We start from the raw sequence: 19,545 nt of genomic DNA on the forward strand, positions 1-19,545 counted from the left end.
GCGGAAGGGCCGCGCCCCGGGGAGACCCGGGGTGCGGCCCTTCCGCGTTGCCCGCCGGCCCTCACTCCTCCGAGGAGGGCGTCCGCGAGAGGTCGTTGATCCGGCACGTCGTGCCCTGCGGCACCTCGTCCAGGCCCTGGACCTTCTTCCTGGAGGTCTTGCCGGGAGCGAGGCCGGCCACCCCGGTCACCCCCTCCGAAACCGTGGCGCCGTCCCTGTCCAGGAACTCCACGCCGATGTAGTAGTCCGCCGGGCTGGACGACCCGTTCACGACCGTCACATCGGCCGACTGCCACCCGATCCGCGGATCCCGTGTGCACGCCGTGATCGTGACGTCCCTCTTCACGTCCGGCTCAGGCGCGACGGGCTCCTCCACCGGCTCCTCGTCACCCGGCTCCTCCTCGTACTCGTACGGGGCGGAGTGAGGCGCCTTTGACCGTGCCGGCGGCCGCTCCATCGCCTCCGAGACGGAATCCAGAAGAAGGTAGACGGTCGTCACCATCGCCCCCGCCACGACCAGCCCGCCCCCCACGGCGAGCGTCACGACCACCCCCGTACGCTGCTTGCCGGGCGGCACCGGAGGCGCCGCCCAGGGCGAAGGGTGCGGCGCCCCCACCGGAACCCGGTGCTCCGGCTGCGGCTGTTCGGGCGGCGGAGGCGGAAAGTTGTCGGACATGCGGTCCCCCCACGGGAAGTCGGCCAGGTGAGGGACTTACGGTACGTGGCCCCAACCGCACCACCCGCACCGCGCGTACAGAAAGTGAACGGACCACCATGGGCGAGCTGATCCTCATCCGGCACGGCGAGACCGAGTGGTCCCGCTCCGGGCAGCACACGAGCTGGACCGACCTTCCCCTGACCGCCACCGGCGAGCGCCAGGCCCGCGCCCTCGTCCCCCTGCTCGCCGACCGGAACATCGGGCTCACCCTCGTCAGCCCCTCGGTCCGGGCCCGCCGCACCGCCGAGCTGGCCGGGCTCCACGCCCCCCGGGTCACCCCCGAGCTGCGGGAGTGGGACTACGGCGGGTACGAGGGCATCACCACCCAGGCGATCCGCCGCACCCGCCCCTTCTGGAACCTGTGGACCGACGGCGTCGACCCCGGCTCCGACGAGCACCCCGGCGAGAGCCCCGCCGAGGTCGGGCAGCGCGCCGACCAGGTGCTCGCGGGCGTCCGGTCGGCCGCCGAGGGGATCGGCAGCGCGGACGTCGCACTCGTCGCCCACTCGCACTTCCTGCGCGTCCTCACCGCCCGCTACCTGGAGCTGACCCCGGCCGAGGGGCGCCTCTTCCAGCTCGCCACCGGCGCCGTCTCCCGGCTCGGCACCGAACACGGCCGACCGGTGATCGCCGCCCTCAACGTGGCCCTGCCCGAGAGCCTCCAGGAGGGCTGAGACGCCGACGGCCGGCACCCCGCCTCGGGGTACCGGCCGCCAGCCTGCGTCACGTACGGATCAGGAGAGCAGTTCCACCTCCGCCAGCGTCGCCGGACCGGTCAGCACCAGGCGGTACTTCGCGTACGCGCCGGGCTTGCCCACCGAGAACGCCCGGGTCTGCTTGTCCCAGGCGAAGGACTCGCCGGAGCGGCGGTCGAGGTCCGTCCACTTCTTGCCGTCGGACGAGCCCTGGAGCGTCCAGCCCTTCGGGGCCTTGTCCGCCGCAGCCGACGTCAGCGTGTACTGGAGCGCCTTGGTGGACGAGTCGACCGGCAGCTCCACCGACTCGACCTCCGCCGAGGTCGCCGAGGTGTTGTCGAACAGCGCCCCGGCACCCTTCAGCACATCGCCCTTGGGCGTCGGCGCCTTGTCGTCCTGCTGGATGGAGACCGGGGCCGCGTCCTTGCCCGTGCCCCAGGCCGACGGCTTCGGGCCCATGTCGAACTCCAGGGTGCCGCCCTTGGCCAGCAGGTCGTGCGGGAGCGCGGTGGAGGTCCACTTCTTGCCGTTGACCTTCACGCCCTGCACGTAGATGTTCGTCTCGCTGTTCTTCGGGGCCTTCACGGTCAGCTTGCGGCCGTTGTCCATGCGGACGGTGACCTTCTTGAAGAGCGGCGAGCCGATCGCGTACTCCCCGCTGCCCATCACCAGCGGGTAGAAGCCGAGCGAGGAGAAGAGGTACCAGGCCGACTGCTCGCCGTTGTCCTCGTCGCCGTGGATGCCCTGCCCGATCTCGCTGCCGACGTAGAGGCGGCTCAGCACCTCGCGGACCTTCTCCTGCGTCTTGTACGGCTGCGAGGCCGCGTTGTACATGTACGTGGCGTGGTGGGCGACCTGGTTGCTGTGCCCGTACTGGCCCATCCGCACGTCACGCGCCTCGGTCATCTCGTGGATGACCCCGCCGTAGCTGCCGACGAACTCCGGGCCCGCCGTCTCCGGCGTCGAGAAGTACGTGTCCAGCTTCTTCCCGAGCCCCGCGCGGCCGCCGTACAGGTTGGCCAGGCCCCTGCTGTCCTGCGGGGCGGTGAAGGCGTAGCCCCAGCCGTTGGTCTCGGTGTAGTCGTAGCCCCAGACGCGGGGGTCGTACTGGTCCGAGGGCAGGCGCCAGTCGCCGTTCGGCTTCTTGCCCTGGAAGAAGCCCGCCTTCTCGTCGAAGAGCTTGACGTACTTCTGCGCCCGGTTGAGGAAGTAGGCCGACTCCTCCTTGTACCGCGCCTTCTTCGTCTTCTTGTAGAGCTCCTCACCCATCCGCGCGATGCCGTAGTCGTTGAGGTAGCCCTCCAGCGACCAGGAGAGGCCCTCGTGCGTCGCGGTGTTGGCGTAACCGGTGAAGACCGAGGTCTCCATGCCCTTGCGGCCGACGCCCGAGGACGGCGGGGCCACCGTGGCGTTCTTGACCGCCGCGTCGTACGCCGCCTCCGCGTCGAACTTCACGCCCTTGACGTATGCGTCAGCGAAGGCCACGTCCGAGCTGGTGCCCGTCATCAGGTCCGCGTAGCCGGGGGAGGACCAGCGGGAGGTCCAGCCGCCGTCCTTGTAGTGCTGGACGAAGCCGTCCACCAGCTCGCCGGCCTTCTTCGGGGAGAAGAAGGAGTAGGCGGGCCAGGTCGTGCGGTAGGTGTCCCAGAAGCCGTTGTTGACGTACACCTTGCCGTCGACGATCTTCGCCCCGGTCCGCGTGGGGGTGTCCGTGCCGGTCGGCTTGGACAAGGGGCTCGCGTACTTGTTCTTCCCGTCGACCTTCTCGTGGCCGGAGTTCGGGTAGAGGTAGAGGCGGTAGAGGCTGGAGTAGAGCGTGGTCAGCTGGTCCTCGTTGGCCCCCTCCACCTCGATCGTCCCGAGGACCTTGTCCCAGGCCTTCTGCGCGGTGCGCTGCACCTTCTCGAAGGAGGTGGACGCCGGGATCTCCATCGCCAGGTTCTTCTTCGCCTGGTCGACGCCGATCAGCGAGGTGGCCAGCCGCAGGTTGACCGTGCGGTCCTTGCCCGCGTCGAAGCGGAAGAAGCCGGTGACATCGTCGCCGCCCCCGCCCTTCAGCTTGCCGCTGTCCGTCACCGGCGCGTCGAAGACGCCGTACACGAACATGCGGGTCGCGCCGGTGGAGAGGCCGCTCTTCACGTCCGTGTAGCCGGAGAAGGAGCTGGTCTTCGGGTCCAGGGTCAGGCCGCCGGCGTTCGACACGTTGTCGAAGACCAGGCTGGCGTCCTTGCCCGGATAGGTGAACCGCATCCGCGCCGCGTGGTCGGTCGGCGCGATCTCGGTCTTGAGGCCGTTCTCGAACGTGACGCCGTAGTAGTGCGGCTTCGCGGTCTCGTTCTCGTGCCGGAACGGCAGCGCACGGGCGGTCCGGGCGGCGTCCGGGGTGCCCTTCGCCGCCGACGGCATCACCTGGAAGGTCTGCCGGTCGCCCATCCACGGGCTCGGCTCATGGCTGGCGCTGAAGGCCTGGAGCGTGGGGAGGTTCTCCTCGTTGTTGCCCCGGTGGTAGTCGTACAGCCAGCTCAGCGAACCGGCGTTGGTGACCGGCGTCCAGAAGTTGAAGCCGTGCGGGACGGCGGTGGCCGGGATGTTGTTGCCGCGCGAGTAGCCGCCGGAGGAGTTGGTGCCGCGCGTGGTCAGCGCGTAGTCCGACAGGTGCGCCTTGCGCTTCGCCGGCTTCTTCGGCTCGATCACGATGTCGTCGACCCAGCCCTGGAACTTGGCCGGGCCCTTGTCGGAGTCGTACGCCACCAGCACCCGGTCGACCGTCTTGCCCGCGGCGACCGTGCCGATGCGGGAGGCGACCTTGTTCCACTGGTTGACGTAGAGCCGCTTGGCGTCGCCCTGGCCCTGCGGGGTCAGCAGCCCGCCGTGGCTGTCGGTGGCCTTCAGCTCGCTCAGGTAGGTGCCGTCGGTGAAGGCCAGGTCCACCGCGATGTGGGTCGCGGGGTAGTTGAGGTCCGTCTCGCCCATCTGCGGATAGACGAGGTAGGAGAGCTCGGTGTCCTTGGTGACGGCCGTGTTCACGTCGAAGACCTTGTTGTACGCGTACGCCCGGCCGTCCGGCTTGTGCGTACCCGCGTAACGCAGCGCCTTCTTTCCGGTGAACCCCGCGCCGGACTTGGCGGTGGGGGAGCCGGAGGGGCCCCGGTCGGGCTGGCTGCGCATCTCGTCGGGGACGGGCGCGGAGGTGTCACCGTTCGAGAACTGAACGTCGGCGAGCTGGAGGATGTCGGATGCGCCGTTGTTGGCGGTGATCTCCAGCCGGAAGTGCCGGTAGGCGGTGTCGGAGGTGAAATCGTACGACTTCGTCTCCTGGCGCTTCTCGAACTTCTCACCCTTACGGGTGTCGAGGTCGGTCCACTCCTTGCCGTCCGCCGAGCCCTTGAGCGTCCAGTCCTTCGGGTCGCGCGGGGCGTGGTCGTTGGCGGAGGTGAGCGCGTACGTCACCACCTTCACCGGCTCGTCCAGGTCGAACTCGACCCAGCCGGTCGTCGCGAACGCCAGCCACTTGGAGGCCGGTTCGACGTCGACCAGGTTCTCCTTGACCTCGCCGCCGGCGGTGTTCTCGGCACTGGCGCGGACGTCGGTCACCCGGTCGGTGACATTGCCCGGTATGCCGGAGGAGAAGCCGCCGTCGACACCCGACGAGCGCTCGGTCCCGTCCGGCCCTTCCTCGGCCGTGTTGCGCCAGTCCGGCTGCTTCTCGTCCGCCTCGAAGGAGGAGCGGAACGTCCGTTCGCCGGACGGCTTCCGGGGCCCCTCGGACGGGCCGGCGACGGCTGCCGTAGGGGCCGCGAGGGCCAGGGCGAGTGATGCCGCGAGGACGGCGGCCGTGCGGCTCCGTCTCGTACGGGTGGCGCTGCTGAAGACCTTCCCAGCGCCATGGTGGAGACCTCGTGGTGGCTGCATACCGAGCCATTCCTCCCCGGAGCGTGCTTGGACAACGTTGTCATAGCGGGATGCAAGGTCCAGTAGGGATGCAAGTGACAGGACGTGTCAAGGGTGTTGCCGCAGGCGCCGAGCGCGAATCGGCCGTAAGGGGAGAAAGCCGCCCCTGGATCAGGGCGCACGGTGCCGAGGAGTCCGTGAGGTCTCAACTCGGGAAAGACTGGTGTCCCAACGTGCATTCGATCTTGCTGAGTTGGTGACGAGTGGACTATACCTGTCGCCATCCGCGCAGTCGTTTCGACGGAGGCGCGAAGGGGAAAGAGGGGTGGCCCGCGAGCGCGTCGTGCGCGCACGGGCGGTACGGTTCCCCGACCACCCCCGATCCGCCGGTTCTTGATCTCCGGTACATCTGCATATCTGCACCACCCAAGCGCAACCGACCGCGGTGGCGGGGCCCTTCGCCTGAGGCGAATTTTCGACGGGTGACCGGTACACCGCCTGAGTCCTGGAGAAGGCGAGGACTTGAGCATGGGATCCACCTCCGCTCAGAACAAAGAGGGCCTTGGCCGTCGCGATCTGATCAAGCGTTCTGCCGCACTCGGCCTGATCGCTGTTCCGACGATGAGCTTCCTGTCCGCCTGCGCGAGCGGCGACAGCGGCAGTGACGACAAGGTCGCCAAGGGCGAGAAGAGCGACAAGAACCCGCTGGCCGTCAACGGCAGCGCCCCGCTGGAGATCGTCATCTTCGACGGCGGGTTCGGTACCAAGTACGCGGAGGAGGCCCGGGACGTCTACAAGAAGACCTACCCCGAGGCACAGGTCAAGTTCTCCGCGACGCAGAAGATCCAGTCGGTCCTCCAGCCGCGCTTCAACGGCGGCACCCCGCCGGACCTGATCGACAACTCCGGTGCCCAGCAGATGGACATGGGCGTCCTGGTCGGCAAGAAGCAGCTCACCGACCTCACCCCGCTGCTGGACGCCCCGTCCATCGACGACCCGGCCAAGACGGTCCGCGACACCCTGCGGCCCGGCATCGTCGAGATGGGCCAGTTCGACGGCGACCCGGTCTGGATCATGTACTACGCGTACACGGTCTACGGCGTCTGGTACTCCCAGACCGCGCTGGACAAGCTGGACGCCACGTACCCGGAGAACTGGGACGACATGCTCGCGCTCTGCGCGAAGGCGAAGAAGCAGGGCATCGCCGGCTGGACCTACCCCGGCAAGCACCCGTACTACATCCCCTTCTCGCTCTACCCGTTCATCGGGAAGATCGGCGGCGTCGAGGTCCTGGACGCCATCGACAACCTGGAGCCGAAGGCCTGGGAGCACCCCGCGGTCAAGGCCGCCTTCGAGGCGTACTACGAGCTCTACGCCAAGGGCTACATCCTCAAGGGCACCCCCGGCCTGGACCACCGCGGTTCGCAGGGCGCCTGGGCCCGCGGCAAGGCGCTGTTCATCCCGAACGGCTCCTGGGTCGAGAACGAGGAAGCGGCCATCATCCCCAAGGACTTCAAGCTGTCCGTGGGCGCCCCCTCCTCCCTCGACTCCTCGGACAAGCTGCCCTTCGGCACCATCTGGGCGTCCGGCGGCGAGCCGTTCATCGTCCCGGCCAAGGCGAAGAACCCGGCGGGCGGCATGGAGCAGCTGCGCATCATGCTCAGCGAGGCCTCCTCCAAATCCTTCACCACCAACACCAAGTCGCTCTCCGCCTTCAACGGCGGCACCGACGGCATCGAGTTGTCGGACGGTCTGAAGTCCGGTGTGGCCGCGCTGGAGAAGGCGGGCACCAACGTGGTCAACCCGCGCCTCCAGGACTGGTACGTGAAGCTCCAGAAGGAGCAGATCGGTGTCGCCGCGCTCGGCGAGATGATGGCAGGCCGCGCCACCCCGGCCGAGACCATCAAGAAGATCCAGGCGTTCGCCGACGCGGCCGCCAAGGACCAGTCCATCAAGCACTTCAGGCACCAGTGATCACGCGTCACCAGCGGCAGCAGCTCGGGGAAGGTCGGAGTCGGTAACGATGCAACACGGTAAATACCGGTTCATAGTCGGGTTCTTGGTGGCCCCGATGTCGTTGTATGTCATCTTCGTCATCTGGCCGTTCATCCAGTCCATCTACTACTCGTTCACGGACTGGACAGGTCTGAGCCCCGACTTCAGGATGGTCGGGTTCGACAACTACACCAAGATGCTCGACGACGACATCTTCTGGAAATCGCTCCAGCACAGTGTGCTGCTGGCGGTTCTGCTGCCGCTGGTGACGCTGGGCCTCGCGCTCTTCTTCGCCTTCATGCTCAACGTGGGCGGCCGGCGCCGCAAGGGCGCCGCCGTCACCGGCGTACGGGGCTCCGGCTTCTACAAGATCGCCTACTTCTTCCCGCAGGTGCTCTCGATCGCGATCGTGGCGATCCTGTTCCAGTTCGCCTTCGACCCGGCCCAGGGCATGATCAACGGCACGCTCAAGGCCGTGGGCTTCGACGACGTACCGGACTGGCTGGGCGATCCGAACCTGGCGCTGTGGGTCATCATGGCGGTCCTCGTCTGGTGCACCACCGGCTTCTTCGTGGTGCTGTTCTCCGCGGGTATGGCCTCCATCCCCAAGGACTTCTACGAAGCCGCCCTGCTGGACGGGGCGAGCCGCTTCACGACCTTCTTCCGGATCACGCTGCCCCTGCTGTGGGACACGGTCCAGTCCGGCTGGGTCTACATGGGCATCCTGGCGCTCGGCGCAGAGGGCTTCGCCATCGTCCACATCATGAGCGTCGGCCCCGGCGGGCCCGACTACTCGACCACCGTCCTGCCGCTGTACGTCTACCAGTCGGCGTTCCGTGACGGACAGGCGGGCTACGCGACCACGATCGGTGTCGCCCTGCTCATCGTGACCCTGGCGTTCGCCGCCATCGTCATGCGGGTGGGCCGGCGCGAGCGGCTGGAGTTCTGATGAAGACCACTGACACCCCCGCATCCGGCCCCGGCGTGTCCAAGGTGCCCGCCCAGCGCACCGGCACGGACCCCAAGGGCTCCTCCGCCCCCGCGAAGAGCAGCGAGGGCCAGGTCCTCAACGTCTTCTCGCACGGGATGCTCATCCTGTGGGCGATCATGGTCGTCCTGCCGCTGTTCTGGGCGGTGATGTCCTCGTTCAAGACCGACGCGGACATCTTCAACACCCCCTGGTCGCTCCCGAGTTCCCTGAGCTTCGACGCCTGGGGCCGGGCCTGGAGCCAGGCCCACATGAGCGAGTACTTCCTCAACACCATCCTGGTGGTGGGCGGGTCGCTCACCGGCACCCTGGTTCTCGGCTCGATGGCCGCCTACGTGCTCGCGCGGTTCGAGTTCCCGGGCAACCGCTTCATTTACTTCTTGTTCGTCGGCGGCATGAGCTTCCCGGTGATGCTGGCGCTGGTCCCGCTGTTCTTCGTCATGGACAACATGGGGCTGCTGAACACGATCCACGGCCTGATCCTCGTGTACATCGCGTACTCGCTGCCGTTCACCGTGTTCTTCCTGACCTCGTTCTTCCGTACGCTGCCGACCTCGGTGGCGGAGGCGTCGATCATCGACGGGGCCTCGCACACCCGGACGTTCTTCCAGGTGATGCTGCCGATGGCCAAGCCCGGCCTGATCAGCGTCGGCATCTTCAACTTCCTGGGGCAGTGGAACCAGTACATGCTGCCGACGGTGCTCAACACCGACCCGGAGAAGCGGGTGCTCGCCCAGGGGCTGGTGGAGCTGGCCTCCAGCCAGGGGTACAAGGGCGACTACTCCGGTCTCTTCGCGGGGCTGGTGATCGCGATGCTGCCGGTGCTGGCGGCGTACATCATCTTCCAGCGCCAGGTCGTCTCCGGTCTGACGGCGGGTGCGCTCAAGTAGGCCACGGGCCGGCTGGGGAAGGCCACATATCCACAACGGCCCGGTGCCCCGGCGGAGATCGTCTCCGCCGGGGCACCGGGCCGTTGCGCGGTGCGCGCCGGTGCTCAGGTCTTGACGGAAGGCACCCCCGAACGGTCAGCTTAGAGTTCACATGTTGGAGGAAGCCGGGGTGTCATCGCTGCTGCCCCGGCCGGGGTGGTCCTCTGGGCCGCCCGCCAAGGGCAGGAGTGGATGAGTCGATGGAGACTCCCGGGTCGCAGACATCGCTGCACAGGGCCAATCTGGAGCGGGTCGTACGCGCCGTACGGATGGCGGGGTCGCTCACCCAGGCGGAGATCGCCCGGAGCACCGGCCTCTCCGCGGCCACGGTCTCCAATATCGTCCGGGAGCTGAAGGACGGCGGAACGGTCGAGGTGACGCCCACCTCGGCGGGCGGCCGGCGGGCCCGCAGCGTCTCGCTCAGCGGGGACGCGGGCATCGTCATCGGGGTCGACTTCGGCCACACCCACCTGCGGGTCGCCGTGGGCAACCTGGCCCACCAGGTGCTGGCCGAGGAGTCCGAGCCGCTGGATGTCGACGCCTCGTCCGCGGAGGGGTTCGACCGGGCCGAAGTGCTGGTCAACCGGCTGATCGAGGCCACCGGGATAGGCCCGGAGAAGATCATCGGGATCGGTCTCGGGGTGCCGGGCCCCATCGACGTCGAGTCCGGAACGCTGGGCTCCACCTCGATCCTGCCGGGGTGGACGGGCATCAACCCCAGCGAGGAGCTCTCCGGCCGCCTCGGCGTCCCGGTCTACGTCGACAACGACGCCAACCTCGGAGCCCTGGGCGAGCTGGTCTGGGGGAGCGGGCGGGGCGTCAAGGACCTCGCGTACATCAAGGTCGCCAGCGGGGTCGGCGCCGGTCTGGTGATCGACGGGACCATCTACCGGGGCCCCGGCGGCACGGCCGGCGAGATCGGGCACATCACCCTCGACGAGTCCGGCCCGGTCTGCCGCTGCGGCAACCGCGGCTGCCTGGAGACCTTCACCGCCGCCCGGTACGTGCTGCCGCTGCTCCAGCCCAGCCACGGCGCCGGGCTCACCATGGAGCGGGTGGTCCAGCTGGCCCGTGAGGGCGATCCGGGGTGCCGCCGGGTGATCGGGGACGTCGGCCGCCACATAGGCAGCGGTGTCGCCAACCTGTGCAACCTGCTCAACCCCAGCCGGGTCGTCCTCGGCGGCTCGCTGGCGGAGGCCGGGGAGCTGGTCCTGGGGCCCATACGGGACTCCGTGTCGCGTTACGCGATCCCCAGTGCGGCCCGGCAGCTCTCGGTGCTCCCCGGGGCCCTGGGCGGCCGTGCCGAGGTGCTGGGCGCCCTCGCCCTGGTGCTGAGCGAGATGGGGGATTCAACCCTTTTGGAGAGCACTCTCCCCGCAGCGACTCCTGCCTTCACTTAGATAACGAATGGCACCGTTGTCATCTCGTTAAGGATTTACTCCTTGACGCTGGCGCTGCGGCCGAGTTGACTTCCAGCCACCTCGGCCGCAACGTCGCGGCCTCGTCAGGGAGGTTCGAGAATGAACACGCGTATGCGTCGTGCCGCCGTTGCCGTTGCCGCCACCACGATGGCGATCTCGCTGGCCGCTTGCGGGAGCGCCAAGGAGTCCGGCGACAAGGCCGAACAGGGCTCGGAGAAGAAGGGCGACGACCTGAAGATAGGTCTGCTCCTCCCCGAGAACCAGACGGCCCGTTACGAGAAGTTCGACCGTCCGATCATCGAGAAGAAGATCGACGAGCTCACGGGCGGCAAGGCGAAGGTCACGTACAACAACGCCAAGCAGGACGCCACCCTTCAGGCGCAGCAGATCGACACGATGATCACCAACAAGGTCGACGCGCTGATCGTCGGCGCGGTGGACGCCAAGGCGATCGCGAACAGCGTCAAGAAGGCCAAGGACGCCGGCATCCCGGTCGTCGCCTTCGACCGCCTCGCCGAGGGCCCGATCGACGCCTACACCTCGTTCGACAACGAGGAGGTCGGCCGCGCACAGGGCACCGCGCTCCTGGAGGCCCTGGGCGACGAGGCCGACGGCGCCCAGATCGTGATGATGAACGGTGCCATCACCGACCCGAACGCCGCGCTCTTCAAGAAGGGCGCCAAGTCCGTCCTCGACGGCAAGGTGAAGTACGGCAAGGAGTACGACACCAAGGAGTGGAAGCCGGAGAACGCCAACGCCAACATGGAAGCGGCCATCACCGCGCTCGGCAAGGACAAGATCGACGGCGTCTACTCCGCCAACGACGGCATGGCGGGCGGCATCATCACCGCCCTCAAGGGCGCCGGCCTCTCCCCGCTCCCGCCGGTCACCGGCCAGGACGCCGAGCTGGCGGGCGTGCAGCGCATCGTCACCGGTGAGCAGTTCATGAGCGTCTACAAGTCCTACCCGGCCGAGGGCATCGTCGCCGCCGAGATGGCCGTCGCGCTCGCCAAGGGCGACAAGCTGGACTCGATCGCCACCTCGAAGGTCGACAACGCCAGCCAGAAGGACATCCCCACGGTCCTCGTCCCGGTCATCTCGCTGACCAAGGACAACATCAAGGACACCGTGGTCAAGGACGGCATCTGGACGCTCGACGAGATCTGCTCGGGCAAGTACAAGGCCTCCTGCGACAAGATCGGCCTGAAGTAGGCCCCCGGGGGCGTCCCGCCGGTCACGGCCGACCGGACGCCCCCGCCGCCGTACGCCCGCCGCGTCCTCGCGAAGGCGCCACGGCATCACCGCCCGCGCACGGGCCCGCCGCACGGCGGCCCGCGCGCGCCACGAAGCCTGTCCGGTGCCCCGCCCACCAACCGTCCCGCTACCGGGCGGGGCGCCGGACGGAACGCTTCCCCCCTTTTTCTGTTCTTCTGCTCGACCGCCGCGCCTTCCCCCGGGCGCGGCATCCCCGCCGGTCAGGCGGCGAAGGAGATGGTTCACGTGACCGCTACGCCCGTGTTGGCGTTGCGAGGGGTCTCCAAGCGATTCGGTGCCGTCCAGGTACTCACCGATGTAGAGCTTGAGGTCCACGCCGGCGAGGTGGTCGCCCTGGTGGGCGACAACGGCGCCGGTAAATCAACGCTGGTCAAGACGATCGCCGGAGTGCACCCCATCGATGAGGGAGTCATCGAGTGGGAGGGCCGGCCGGTCGCGATCGACAAGCCGCACGACGCCCAGAACCTCGGCGTCGCGACCGTCTATCAGGACCTCGCGCTGTGCGACAACATCGATGTCGTCGGCAACCTCTACCTGGGCCGGGAGCTGCGCAGGTTCGGCATCCTGGACGAGGTGGAGATGGAGCGCCGCTCCCGCGAGCTGCTCTCCACGCTCTCCATCCGGATCCCGAGCGTCCGCATCCCGATCGCCTCGCTCTCCGGCGGCCAGCGCCAGACCGTGGCCATCGCCCGGTCGATGCTCGGTGAGCCCAAGCTCGTCATCCTCGACGAGCCGACCGCCGCCCTCGGCGTGGAGCAGACCGCCCAGGTCCTCGACCTCGTCGAGAGGCTCCGCGAGCGCGGTCACGCGGTCATCCTCATCAGCCACAACATGGCCGATGTGAAGGCCGTGGCCGACAAGGTCGCCGTGCTCCGGCTGGGCCGGAACAACGGTGTCTTCGATGTGAAGACCACATCGCAGGAAGAGATCATCTCCGCCATCACGGGCGCCACGGACAACGCCGTGACCCGACGTGCGGCGCGCAACGCGGAGGTTTCCAAGTGACCACCGACAAGTCCGCGGCCTCGCTGGACAAGACCCCCGCCCCGGCGGACGCGCCGGTCGGCAACCCCGACGCGGCCGAGGGCGCGGCCACGGTCGTCGACCCCCGCCTGCTCATCCGTGAGCAGGGCTTCGGCGGCTACATCACCGAGTTCAAGCGCAAGATCAGCGGCGGTGACCTGGGCTCCATCCCGGTGGTCGTCGGCCTCGCGATCATCGCCATCGTCTTCCAGAGCATGAACTCCGAGTTCCTCTCCGCGAAGAACATCAGCGACATCGCCACCACGATGGTCGCCACCGGCATGATGGCCGTCGGCATCATCTTCGTCCTGCTGCTCGGCGAGATCGACCTCTCGGTCGGCTCGGTCTCCGGTGTCTCCGGCGCCCTCGTCGCGGTGCTCAGCGTCACCCAGGGCATGAACGAGTGGCTGGCGATCGTCGTCGCCATCGTCAGCGGCGCGGTGATCGGCGCGATCCACGGCTTCTTCTTCGCCCGGATCGGCGCCCCGGCCTTCGCCGTCACCCTGGCCGGTCTGCTGTTCTGGCTCGGCTTCATGCTCCAGCTGCTCGGCGACTCCGGCACCATCAACCTGGACGGCGACGGGGTGGTCGGCCAGCTGACCACGTACTACTTCACCGATGTCGCCGCCGCCTACGGGCTCGCCGCCGTCGCGGTGATCGCCTACTTCGCCGCCGCCTTCCTGGACACCCGCCGCCGCGAGGCCGCGGGCATCCCGTCCCGGCCGATCGCCGACATCGCCCTGCGCACCGGCGTCCTCGCGGTGTTCGCGTTCGCCGCGGCGTACATGTTCAACCAGTACCGCGGCCTGCCGCTCGCCCTGGTCCTCTTCCTGGTCGTCCTGGTCGGCACGGACTTCGTGCTGCGCCGCACGGCGTACGGGCGGAAGATCTTCGCGCTCGGCGGCAGCGTCGAGGCCTCCCGGCGCGCCGGTATCAACGTCACCGCGATCCGGATCTCCGTCTTCTCCATCGCGGGGACGTTCGCGGCCATCGGCGGCCTGTTCTGGGCCTCCAAGATCGCGGCGGCCAACCAGGGCTCCGGCACCGGCGACCTGCTGATGAACGTCATCGCGGCGGCCGTCATCGGCGGCACCAGCCTCTTCGGCGGCCGCGGCCGTACCTGGAACGCGCTGCTCGGTGTCATGGTGATCGTCTCGATCCAGTACGGACTGTCGCTGGAGGGCATCGCCACGCCGATCCAGTACATGGTGACCGGCGCCGTGCTGCTCGCCACGGTCGTCATCGACTCCGTCACCCGGAAGACCCAGAAGACCGCGGGCCGCGCCTGACCGCGGATCCGCGCAGGTGCCCGGCGCCCCACAGGGGTGCCGGGCACCTGCGCGTCCCGGTCCGCCCGCCCTCGAACACAGGCTCCCGCTGCCCACGTCCGGCGGTGGAACATTAGACTCATCGGATCGGCACGCTCGATCAGCTCAAACGCAAGGAGGCACGGGTGGATCTGCTGACCCGCATCAAGGGACCGCGCGACCTGGACCGGCTCGGCCTCGACGAGCTGGACCAGCTCGCGGAGGAGATCCGCACCTTCCTCGTCGACGCCGTGTCCAAGACCGGCGGACACCTCGGCCCCAACCTGGGCGTGGTGGAGCTCACGATCGCCCTGCACCGGGTCTTCGAGTCGCCCCGCGACAAGGTGCTCTGGGACACCGGCCACCAGAGCTACGTGCACAAGCTGCTCACCGGCCGCCAGGACTTCTCCCGCCTCAAGATGAAGGGCGGCCTCTCCGGCTACCCCTCGCAGGCCGAGTCCGAGCACGACGTCATCGAGAACAGCCACGCCTCCACGGTCCTCGGCTGGGCCGACGGCCTGGCCAAGGCGAACGAGGTCCTGAAGAAGGACGACCACGTCGTCGCGGTCATCGGTGACGGCGCGCTCACCGGCGGTATGGCCTGGGAGGCGCTGAACAACATCGCCGCCGCCAAGGACCGCCCGCTGGTCATCGTGGTGAACGACAACGAGCGCTCGTACGCTCCCACGATCGGCGGCCTCGCCAACCACCTCGCCACGCTCCGTACGACCGACGGTTACGAGCGGTTCCTGGCCCGCGGCAAGGACATCCTGGAGCGCACGCCCGTCGTCGGCCGCCCGCTCTACGAGACCCTGCACGGCGCCAAGAAGGGCCTGAAGGACTTCATCGCGCCGCAGGGCATGTTCGAGGACCTCGGCCTGAAGTACGTCGGCCCCATCGACGGCCACGACATCGAGGCCCTGGAGTCCGCGCTCCAGCGCGCCAAGCGCTTCGGCGGCCCGGTCATCGTGCACTGCCTCACCGAGAAGGGCCGCGGCTACACCCCGGCCCTCCAGGACGAGGCCGACCGCTTCCACGCGGTGGGCAAGATCCACCCGGACACCGGTCTGCCGATCTCCACCTCCGGCCTCGACTGGACCTCGGTCTTCGGTGAGGAGATGGTCAAGCTCGGCGAGGAGCGCGAGGACATCGTCGCGATCACCGCGGCCATGCTCCAGCCGGTCGGCCTCGGCAAGTTCCAGGACGCCTTCCCGGACCGGATCTACGACGTCGGCATCGCCGAGCAGCACGGCGCGGTCTCCGCGGCGGGCCTGGCCACCGGCGGCCTCCACCCGGTCTTCGCGGTCTACGCCACCTTCCTCAACCGCGCCTTCGACCAGGTCCTGATGGACGTGGCCCTGCACAAGTGCGGCGTCACCTTCGTGCTGGACCGGGCCGGTGTCACCGGCACCGACGGCGCCTCGCACAACGGCATGTGGGACATGTCGATCCTCCAGTGCGTACCCACCCTCCGCATCGCCGCCCCGCGCGACGCCGACCAGGTCCGCGCCCAGCTGCGCGAGGCCGTCGCCGTCGACGACGCGCCCACCGTGGTCCGCTTCTCCAAGGGCGCGGTCGGCCCGGCGGTCAAGGCCGTCGGGCGGGCCGGCGGCATGGACATCCTGCGTGAGCCGAAGGCGGCCCGCCCGGACGTCCTGATCGTCTCCGTCGGTGCGCTCGCCCCGATGTGCCTGGAGATCGCCGATCTGCTGGACGCCCAGGGCATCTCCTCCACCGTCGTCGACCCGCGCTGGGTCAAACCGGTCGACGAGGCGCTCGCCCCGCTCGCCGAGCGCCACCGCGTCGTCGTCACCGTCGAGGACAACAGCCGCGCCGGAGGGGTCGGCTCCGCCGTCGCCCAGGCGCTGCGCGACGCCGGTGTCGACGTACCGCTGCGCGACTTCGGCATCCCGCCGGTCTTCCTCGACCACGCCTCGCGCGGCGAGGTCATGACCGAGATCGGACTGACCGCCCCGGACATCGCCCGCCAGGTCACCGGCCTGGTCGCGAAGCTGGACGGCCGCTTCGAGAGCCGCGCGGTGGAGCCCGCCCGCGACTGACCTGTTTTCGGGCCGTTGGGCCGGGAAGACGACCCCTGTACGGGTGGTTCTCCCGGCCCATTCGCATGAAACGGGCCAGATGGCGCGATCGCGTGCTTGCCGGTCCCCATCATGGCGTTCACAACGAGTGCGTGGAGGTACGCAGGTGAGCGCGCAGGTCACACCACCCCGCGGAAACGGCATGTTCCGCACCAAGACCGTCGAAGAGTCGATCCGTGACACCGAGGAGCCGGAGCACGCGCTCAAGAAGTCCCTCTCCGCCCTGGACCTCACGGTCTTCGGCGTGGGCGTCATCATCGGTACCGGTATCTTCGTCCTCACCGGCAAGGTCGCGAAGGAGACGGCCGGCCCGGCGACCGCCCTCGCCTTCGTGGTCGCGGGCGTCGTCTGCGCCCTGGCCGCGCTCTGCTATGCCGAATTCGCCTCCACCGTCCCGGTGGCCGGCTCCGCGTACACGTTCTCCTACGCCTCGCTCGGCGAGCTGGTGGCCTGGATCATCGGCTGGGACCTGGTGCTGGAGTTCGCGCTGGGCACGGCGGTGGTCGCGGTCGGCTGGTCCGGCTACGTCCGCTCGCTGATGGACAACGTCAACTGGACGATGCCCGAAGTCCTCTCGGGAACGGACGTGGCGGAGGGGTTCGGCTTCGACATCCTCGCCTTCGCCCTCGTGCTGATCCTGACCGTCATCCTGGTCATCGGCATGAAGCTCTCGGCCCGGGTCACCTCGGTCGTGGTGGCGGTCAAGGTCGGCGTGGTCCTCATGGTGATCATCGCCGGACTGTTCTTCATCAAGGCCGAGAACTACAAGCCCTTCATCCCCCCGTCCGAGAAGCAGTCCGCCGGCTCCGGCTGGGACGCCCCGCTGGTCCAGCTGATCTTCGGCTACGAGCCCACCAACTTCGGCGTCATGGGCATCTTCACCGCCTCCTCCATCGTCTTCTTCGCCTTCATCGGCTTCGACGTGGTGGCCACCGCCGCCGAGGAGACCAAGCTGCCCCAGCGCGACATGCCGCGCGGCATCCTCGGCTCGCTCGTCATCTGCACGGTGCTCTACGTGGCGGTCTCGATCGTCGTCACCGGCATGCAGCACTACAGCGAACTCTCCGTCAGCGCCCCGCTCGCCGACGCCTTCAAGGCCACCGGGCACCCGTTCTACGCCGGGCTGATCAGCTTCGGCGCGGCGGTCGGCCTCACCACGGTCTGCATGATCCTGCTGCTCGGCCAGACCCGTGTCTTCTTCGCGATGAGCCGGGACGGACTGCTGCCGCGCTTCTTCTCCAAGACGCACCCGCGCTTCCGCACCCCGTACCGCCCGACGATCCTGCTCGGTGTGCTGATCGCGATCATCGCCGGGTTCACGAGCATCGACGAGCTGGCCACGCTGGTGAACATCGGCACGCTCTTCGCGTTCGTCGTCGTCGCGCTCGGCGTGCTGGTCCTGCGCCGCACCCGCCCGGACCTGCCCCGCGCCTTCCGCACCCCGTGGGTGCCGGTACTGCCGATCGTCTCGGTCGCCGCCTCGGTCTGGCTGATGCTCAACCTGCCGGTGGAGACCTGGGTCCGGTTCGGTGCCTGGATGGTGCTCGGCGTGATCATCTACTTCGTGTACGGCCGTCGCCACAGCCTGCTCGGCAAGAAGGCCGGCTAGGGCTGTCCTTCCGGACCGGGCCGTACGGTACGGGGCCCGACGCACCGGGCCCCGTGCGCCTCGACGCGCTGCCTCAGCCCCCGGTCGGCGGTGACGACGACGCAGCCGCGCTCCGGGGCGGCGGCCGCCGCCAGTCCGGCGATCAGATCGTCACCGCTGCCGGGGGCCGAGGCGACCTCGACGCCCGGCACGGACGCGACACCCCGGGCGGCCCCTTCCACGACGAGCAGGATCTCGACGGGGCCGGGCGCCCCCGGCACCCCGTGCGCGGCGTACGGGACCAGCGCGTCCCGCAGCCGCTCGGCCGCCCCGCGCCGGTCCCGCCACCACCCGTCGGGCACGGACCCGACCACATTGGCCCCGTCCACGATCACCAGTACCACCGCGCCGTCATCCATCCCGGCAGGGTGTCACGGGGCGCGCGGCCCGGCGTACCGTCAGCCGCCGGTGGCGGGTGACTTCTTCGCTTCCTCGGGGATCGCGGTGCCCTCGCGGAGCGCCTTCCACAGCTGACCGGCCTGCGGCTCGGCGGCGACCACCCGGTTCGGGTCGACCTTGTCGTACGCCACCGGGAGCATGATCGTCTCCATCGTGGCCGGGTCGAGACCGTTCACGGAACGGCCGAACTCCGCCAGCGAGGTGAGCGAGGCGAGCCCCGAGTCGGTGGTGAGCGACTTGGTGGCCGAGTCGGCGATCCTGTACGAACTGGCCGGACTGCCCAGCAGGTCCTGCGACTTGACCTCGCTCAGCAGGGCGATCAGGAACTGCTGCTGGAGCCCGATACGACCGAGGTCGCTGCCGTCACCGATGCCGTGCCGGGTCCGTACGTACGCGAGGGACTCGGTCCCGTCCAGCTTCTGCGGACCCGCGGTGAGGTTGAGCCCCGACGCCTTGTCGTCGATGTCCTGCGGTACGTCCACGGTGACGCCGCCGATGGCGTCGACCAGGTCCTTGAACCCGGCGAAGTTGATCTCCAGGTAGTGGTCGATGCGGACGCCGGACATCTTCTCCACCGTCTTCACCACACAGGCCGGACCGACCTGCGCGTAGACGGAGTTGAACATCACACGCTCCTTGGAGGGCACGGTCGCCCCGCCGTCCTTGGCGCACTCGGGCCGGGTCACCAGGGTGTCGCGCGGTATGGAGACGGCGACGGCCTTGGAACGGCCCTCGGCTATGTGGACCACCAGCGCGGTGTCGGAGCGGGCCCCACCGACACTCCCGCCCCCGCCCAGCGCCTTGTTCTCCGCCCCGGCCCGCGAGTCCGACCCCAGGACCAGCAGGTTCTGGCCGCTGGTGGGCAGCTTCTCCGGGCGGTCCTCACCGAGCGCCTTGTCGATGTCGACGCCCTTGATGTTCCCGTCGAGCCGGCTGTAGAGCCAGTAGACGGTGCCACCGCCCGCGAGCAGCAGGACGAGGATCACGCCGAGCGTGATCTTGAGGCCGCGGCGGCGTTTGCGGGGCTTGGGGGCGCGGCGGGAGGCGCGGGACTCGGATGTCGTCTCGTCGTGGGTCATCGTGCTCGAGTCCTCAAATCTCTTCGCCCGGCGGACCGGGGGAGTGCGGGGGACTCGGGTGGGGGGTGTGGCCGGTCC

14 protein-coding genes are annotated in these 19,545 nt (G+C 68.9%); 10 read left to right on the forward strand and 4 right to left on the reverse strand.

The features are described 5' to 3' along the window. Nucleotides 1–61: 61 nt before the first annotated feature. On the reverse strand, nucleotides 62–676 hold the full coding sequence (locus tag D6270_RS27100) for a hypothetical protein (RefSeq protein WP_109163077.1): 615 nt from the start codon (nucleotides 674–676) through the stop codon (nucleotides 62–64). A gap of 98 nt (nucleotides 677–774) precedes the next feature. Between D6270_RS27100 and D6270_RS27105 the strand changes: the two genes are divergently transcribed. Beyond that, entirely contained in the window at nucleotides 775–1,392 is a 618-nt protein-coding gene (locus D6270_RS27105; RefSeq protein ID WP_109163076.1) for a histidine phosphatase family protein, read from the forward strand. A 60-nt stretch (nucleotides 1,393–1,452) separates the two neighbouring features. Here the strand turns inward: D6270_RS27105 and D6270_RS27110 are convergent, their stop codons facing one another. Continuing rightward, nucleotides 1,453–5,325, reverse strand: coding sequence for a GH92 family glycosyl hydrolase (locus tag D6270_RS27110; protein ID WP_109163075.1), 3,873 nt, complete (start codon nucleotides 5,323–5,325; stop codon nucleotides 1,453–1,455). A 507-nt stretch (nucleotides 5,326–5,832) separates the two neighbouring features. On the opposite strand from D6270_RS27110, the gene ngcE reads away from it, so the two are divergent. The 9 genes from ngcE (at nucleotide 5,833) to D6270_RS27155 (ending at nucleotide 17,950) form a co-directional block, all read left to right on the forward strand. Then, on the forward strand, nucleotides 5,833–7,278 hold the full coding sequence (ngcE, locus tag D6270_RS27115) for an N-acetylglucosamine/diacetylchitobiose ABC transporter substrate-binding protein (RefSeq protein WP_109163074.1): 1,446 nt from the start codon (nucleotides 5,833–5,835) through the stop codon (nucleotides 7,276–7,278). Between the two features lie 49 nt (nucleotides 7,279–7,327). Then, nucleotides 7,328–8,248, forward strand: a complete 921-nt coding sequence (locus tag D6270_RS27120; protein ID WP_109163073.1) for a carbohydrate ABC transporter permease — start codon at nucleotides 7,328–7,330, stop codon at nucleotides 8,246–8,248. Further along, on the forward strand, nucleotides 8,248–9,177 hold the full coding sequence (locus tag D6270_RS27125) for a carbohydrate ABC transporter permease (protein ID WP_109163072.1): 930 nt from the start codon (nucleotides 8,248–8,250) through the stop codon (nucleotides 9,175–9,177). Before D6270_RS27120 ends, D6270_RS27125 begins: the two co-directional genes overlap by 1 nt. A gap of 239 nt (nucleotides 9,178–9,416) precedes the next feature. Next, nucleotides 9,417–10,616, forward strand: a complete 1,200-nt coding sequence (locus D6270_RS27130) for an ROK family transcriptional regulator (RefSeq protein WP_109163071.1) — start codon at nucleotides 9,417–9,419, stop codon at nucleotides 10,614–10,616. A gap of 120 nt (nucleotides 10,617–10,736) precedes the next feature. Next, nucleotides 10,737–11,849: a sugar ABC transporter substrate-binding protein gene (locus D6270_RS27135; protein ID WP_109163070.1), complete on the forward strand. Its 1,113-nt coding sequence runs from the start codon at nucleotides 10,737–10,739 to the stop codon at nucleotides 11,847–11,849. Nucleotides 11,850–12,128: 279 nt separating this feature from the next. Further along, nucleotides 12,129–12,917: an ATP-binding cassette domain-containing protein gene (locus D6270_RS27140; protein WP_109163069.1), complete on the forward strand. Its 789-nt coding sequence runs from the start codon at nucleotides 12,129–12,131 to the stop codon at nucleotides 12,915–12,917. Beyond that, nucleotides 12,914–14,224 carry a sugar ABC transporter permease gene (locus tag D6270_RS27145; protein ID WP_204117047.1) on the forward strand — a complete coding sequence of 437 codons (1,311 nt, stop codon included), beginning with the start codon at nucleotides 12,914–12,916 and terminating at the stop codon, nucleotides 14,222–14,224. Before D6270_RS27140 ends, D6270_RS27145 begins: the two co-directional genes overlap by 4 nt. Before the next feature lie 164 nt (nucleotides 14,225–14,388). Next, entirely contained in the window at nucleotides 14,389–16,302 is a 1,914-nt protein-coding gene (gene dxs / locus D6270_RS27150; RefSeq protein WP_109163068.1) for a 1-deoxy-D-xylulose-5-phosphate synthase, read from the forward strand. Nucleotides 16,303–16,483: 181 nt separating this feature from the next. After that, nucleotides 16,484–17,950, forward strand: a complete 1,467-nt coding sequence (locus D6270_RS27155) for an amino acid permease (protein WP_109163067.1) — start codon at nucleotides 16,484–16,486, stop codon at nucleotides 17,948–17,950. On the opposite strand, the gene D6270_RS27160 is transcribed toward D6270_RS27155, so the two are convergent. Both D6270_RS27160 and D6270_RS27165 read right to left on the reverse strand, forming a co-directional pair. Further along, on the reverse strand, nucleotides 17,947–18,348 hold the full coding sequence (locus D6270_RS27160) for a PIN domain-containing protein (RefSeq protein WP_109163066.1): 402 nt from the start codon (nucleotides 18,346–18,348) through the stop codon (nucleotides 17,947–17,949). The genes D6270_RS27155 and D6270_RS27160 overlap by 4 nt on opposite strands. A gap of 39 nt (nucleotides 18,349–18,387) precedes the next feature. Continuing rightward, nucleotides 18,388–19,467, reverse strand: a complete 1,080-nt coding sequence (locus D6270_RS27165; RefSeq protein WP_109163065.1) for an LCP family protein — start codon at nucleotides 19,465–19,467, stop codon at nucleotides 18,388–18,390. Nucleotides 19,468–19,545: the final 78 nt, after the last annotated feature.

This window comes from Streptomyces griseus subsp. griseus, assembly GCF_003610995.1.
Classification (GTDB): domain Bacteria; phylum Actinomycetota; class Actinomycetes; order Streptomycetales; family Streptomycetaceae; genus Streptomyces.

What these genes read in the sequence shown, in the direction of transcription:
- D6270_RS27100 (WP_109163077.1), bottom strand. Translation starts at nt 676, where the DNA reads ATGTCCGACAACTTTCCGCCTCCGCCGCCCGAACAGCCGCAGCCGGAG.
- D6270_RS27105 (WP_109163076.1), top strand. Translation starts at nt 775, where the DNA reads ATGGGCGAGCTGATCCTCATCCGGCACGGCGAGACCGAGTGGTCCCGC.
- D6270_RS27110 (WP_109163075.1), bottom strand. Translation starts at nt 5,325, where the DNA reads ATGCAGCCACCACGAGGTCTCCACCATGGCGCTGGGAAGGTCTTCAGC.
- ngcE (WP_109163074.1), top strand. Translation starts at nt 5,833, where the DNA reads ATGGGATCCACCTCCGCTCAGAACAAAGAGGGCCTTGGCCGTCGCGAT.
- D6270_RS27120 (WP_109163073.1), top strand. Translation starts at nt 7,328, where the DNA reads ATGCAACACGGTAAATACCGGTTCATAGTCGGGTTCTTGGTGGCCCCG.
- D6270_RS27125 (WP_109163072.1), top strand. Translation starts at nt 8,248, where the DNA reads ATGAAGACCACTGACACCCCCGCATCCGGCCCCGGCGTGTCCAAGGTG.
- D6270_RS27130 (WP_109163071.1), top strand. Translation starts at nt 9,417, where the DNA reads ATGGAGACTCCCGGGTCGCAGACATCGCTGCACAGGGCCAATCTGGAG.
- D6270_RS27135 (WP_109163070.1), top strand. Translation starts at nt 10,737, where the DNA reads ATGAACACGCGTATGCGTCGTGCCGCCGTTGCCGTTGCCGCCACCACG.
- D6270_RS27140 (WP_109163069.1), top strand. Translation starts at nt 12,129, where the DNA reads ATGGTTCACGTGACCGCTACGCCCGTGTTGGCGTTGCGAGGGGTCTCC.
- D6270_RS27155 (WP_109163067.1), top strand. Translation starts at nt 16,484, where the DNA reads ATGTTCCGCACCAAGACCGTCGAAGAGTCGATCCGTGACACCGAGGAG.
- D6270_RS27160 (WP_109163066.1), bottom strand. Translation starts at nt 18,348, where the DNA reads ATGGATGACGGCGCGGTGGTACTGGTGATCGTGGACGGGGCCAATGTG.
- D6270_RS27165 (WP_109163065.1), bottom strand. Translation starts at nt 19,467, where the DNA reads ATGACCCACGACGAGACGACATCCGAGTCCCGCGCCTCCCGCCGCGCC.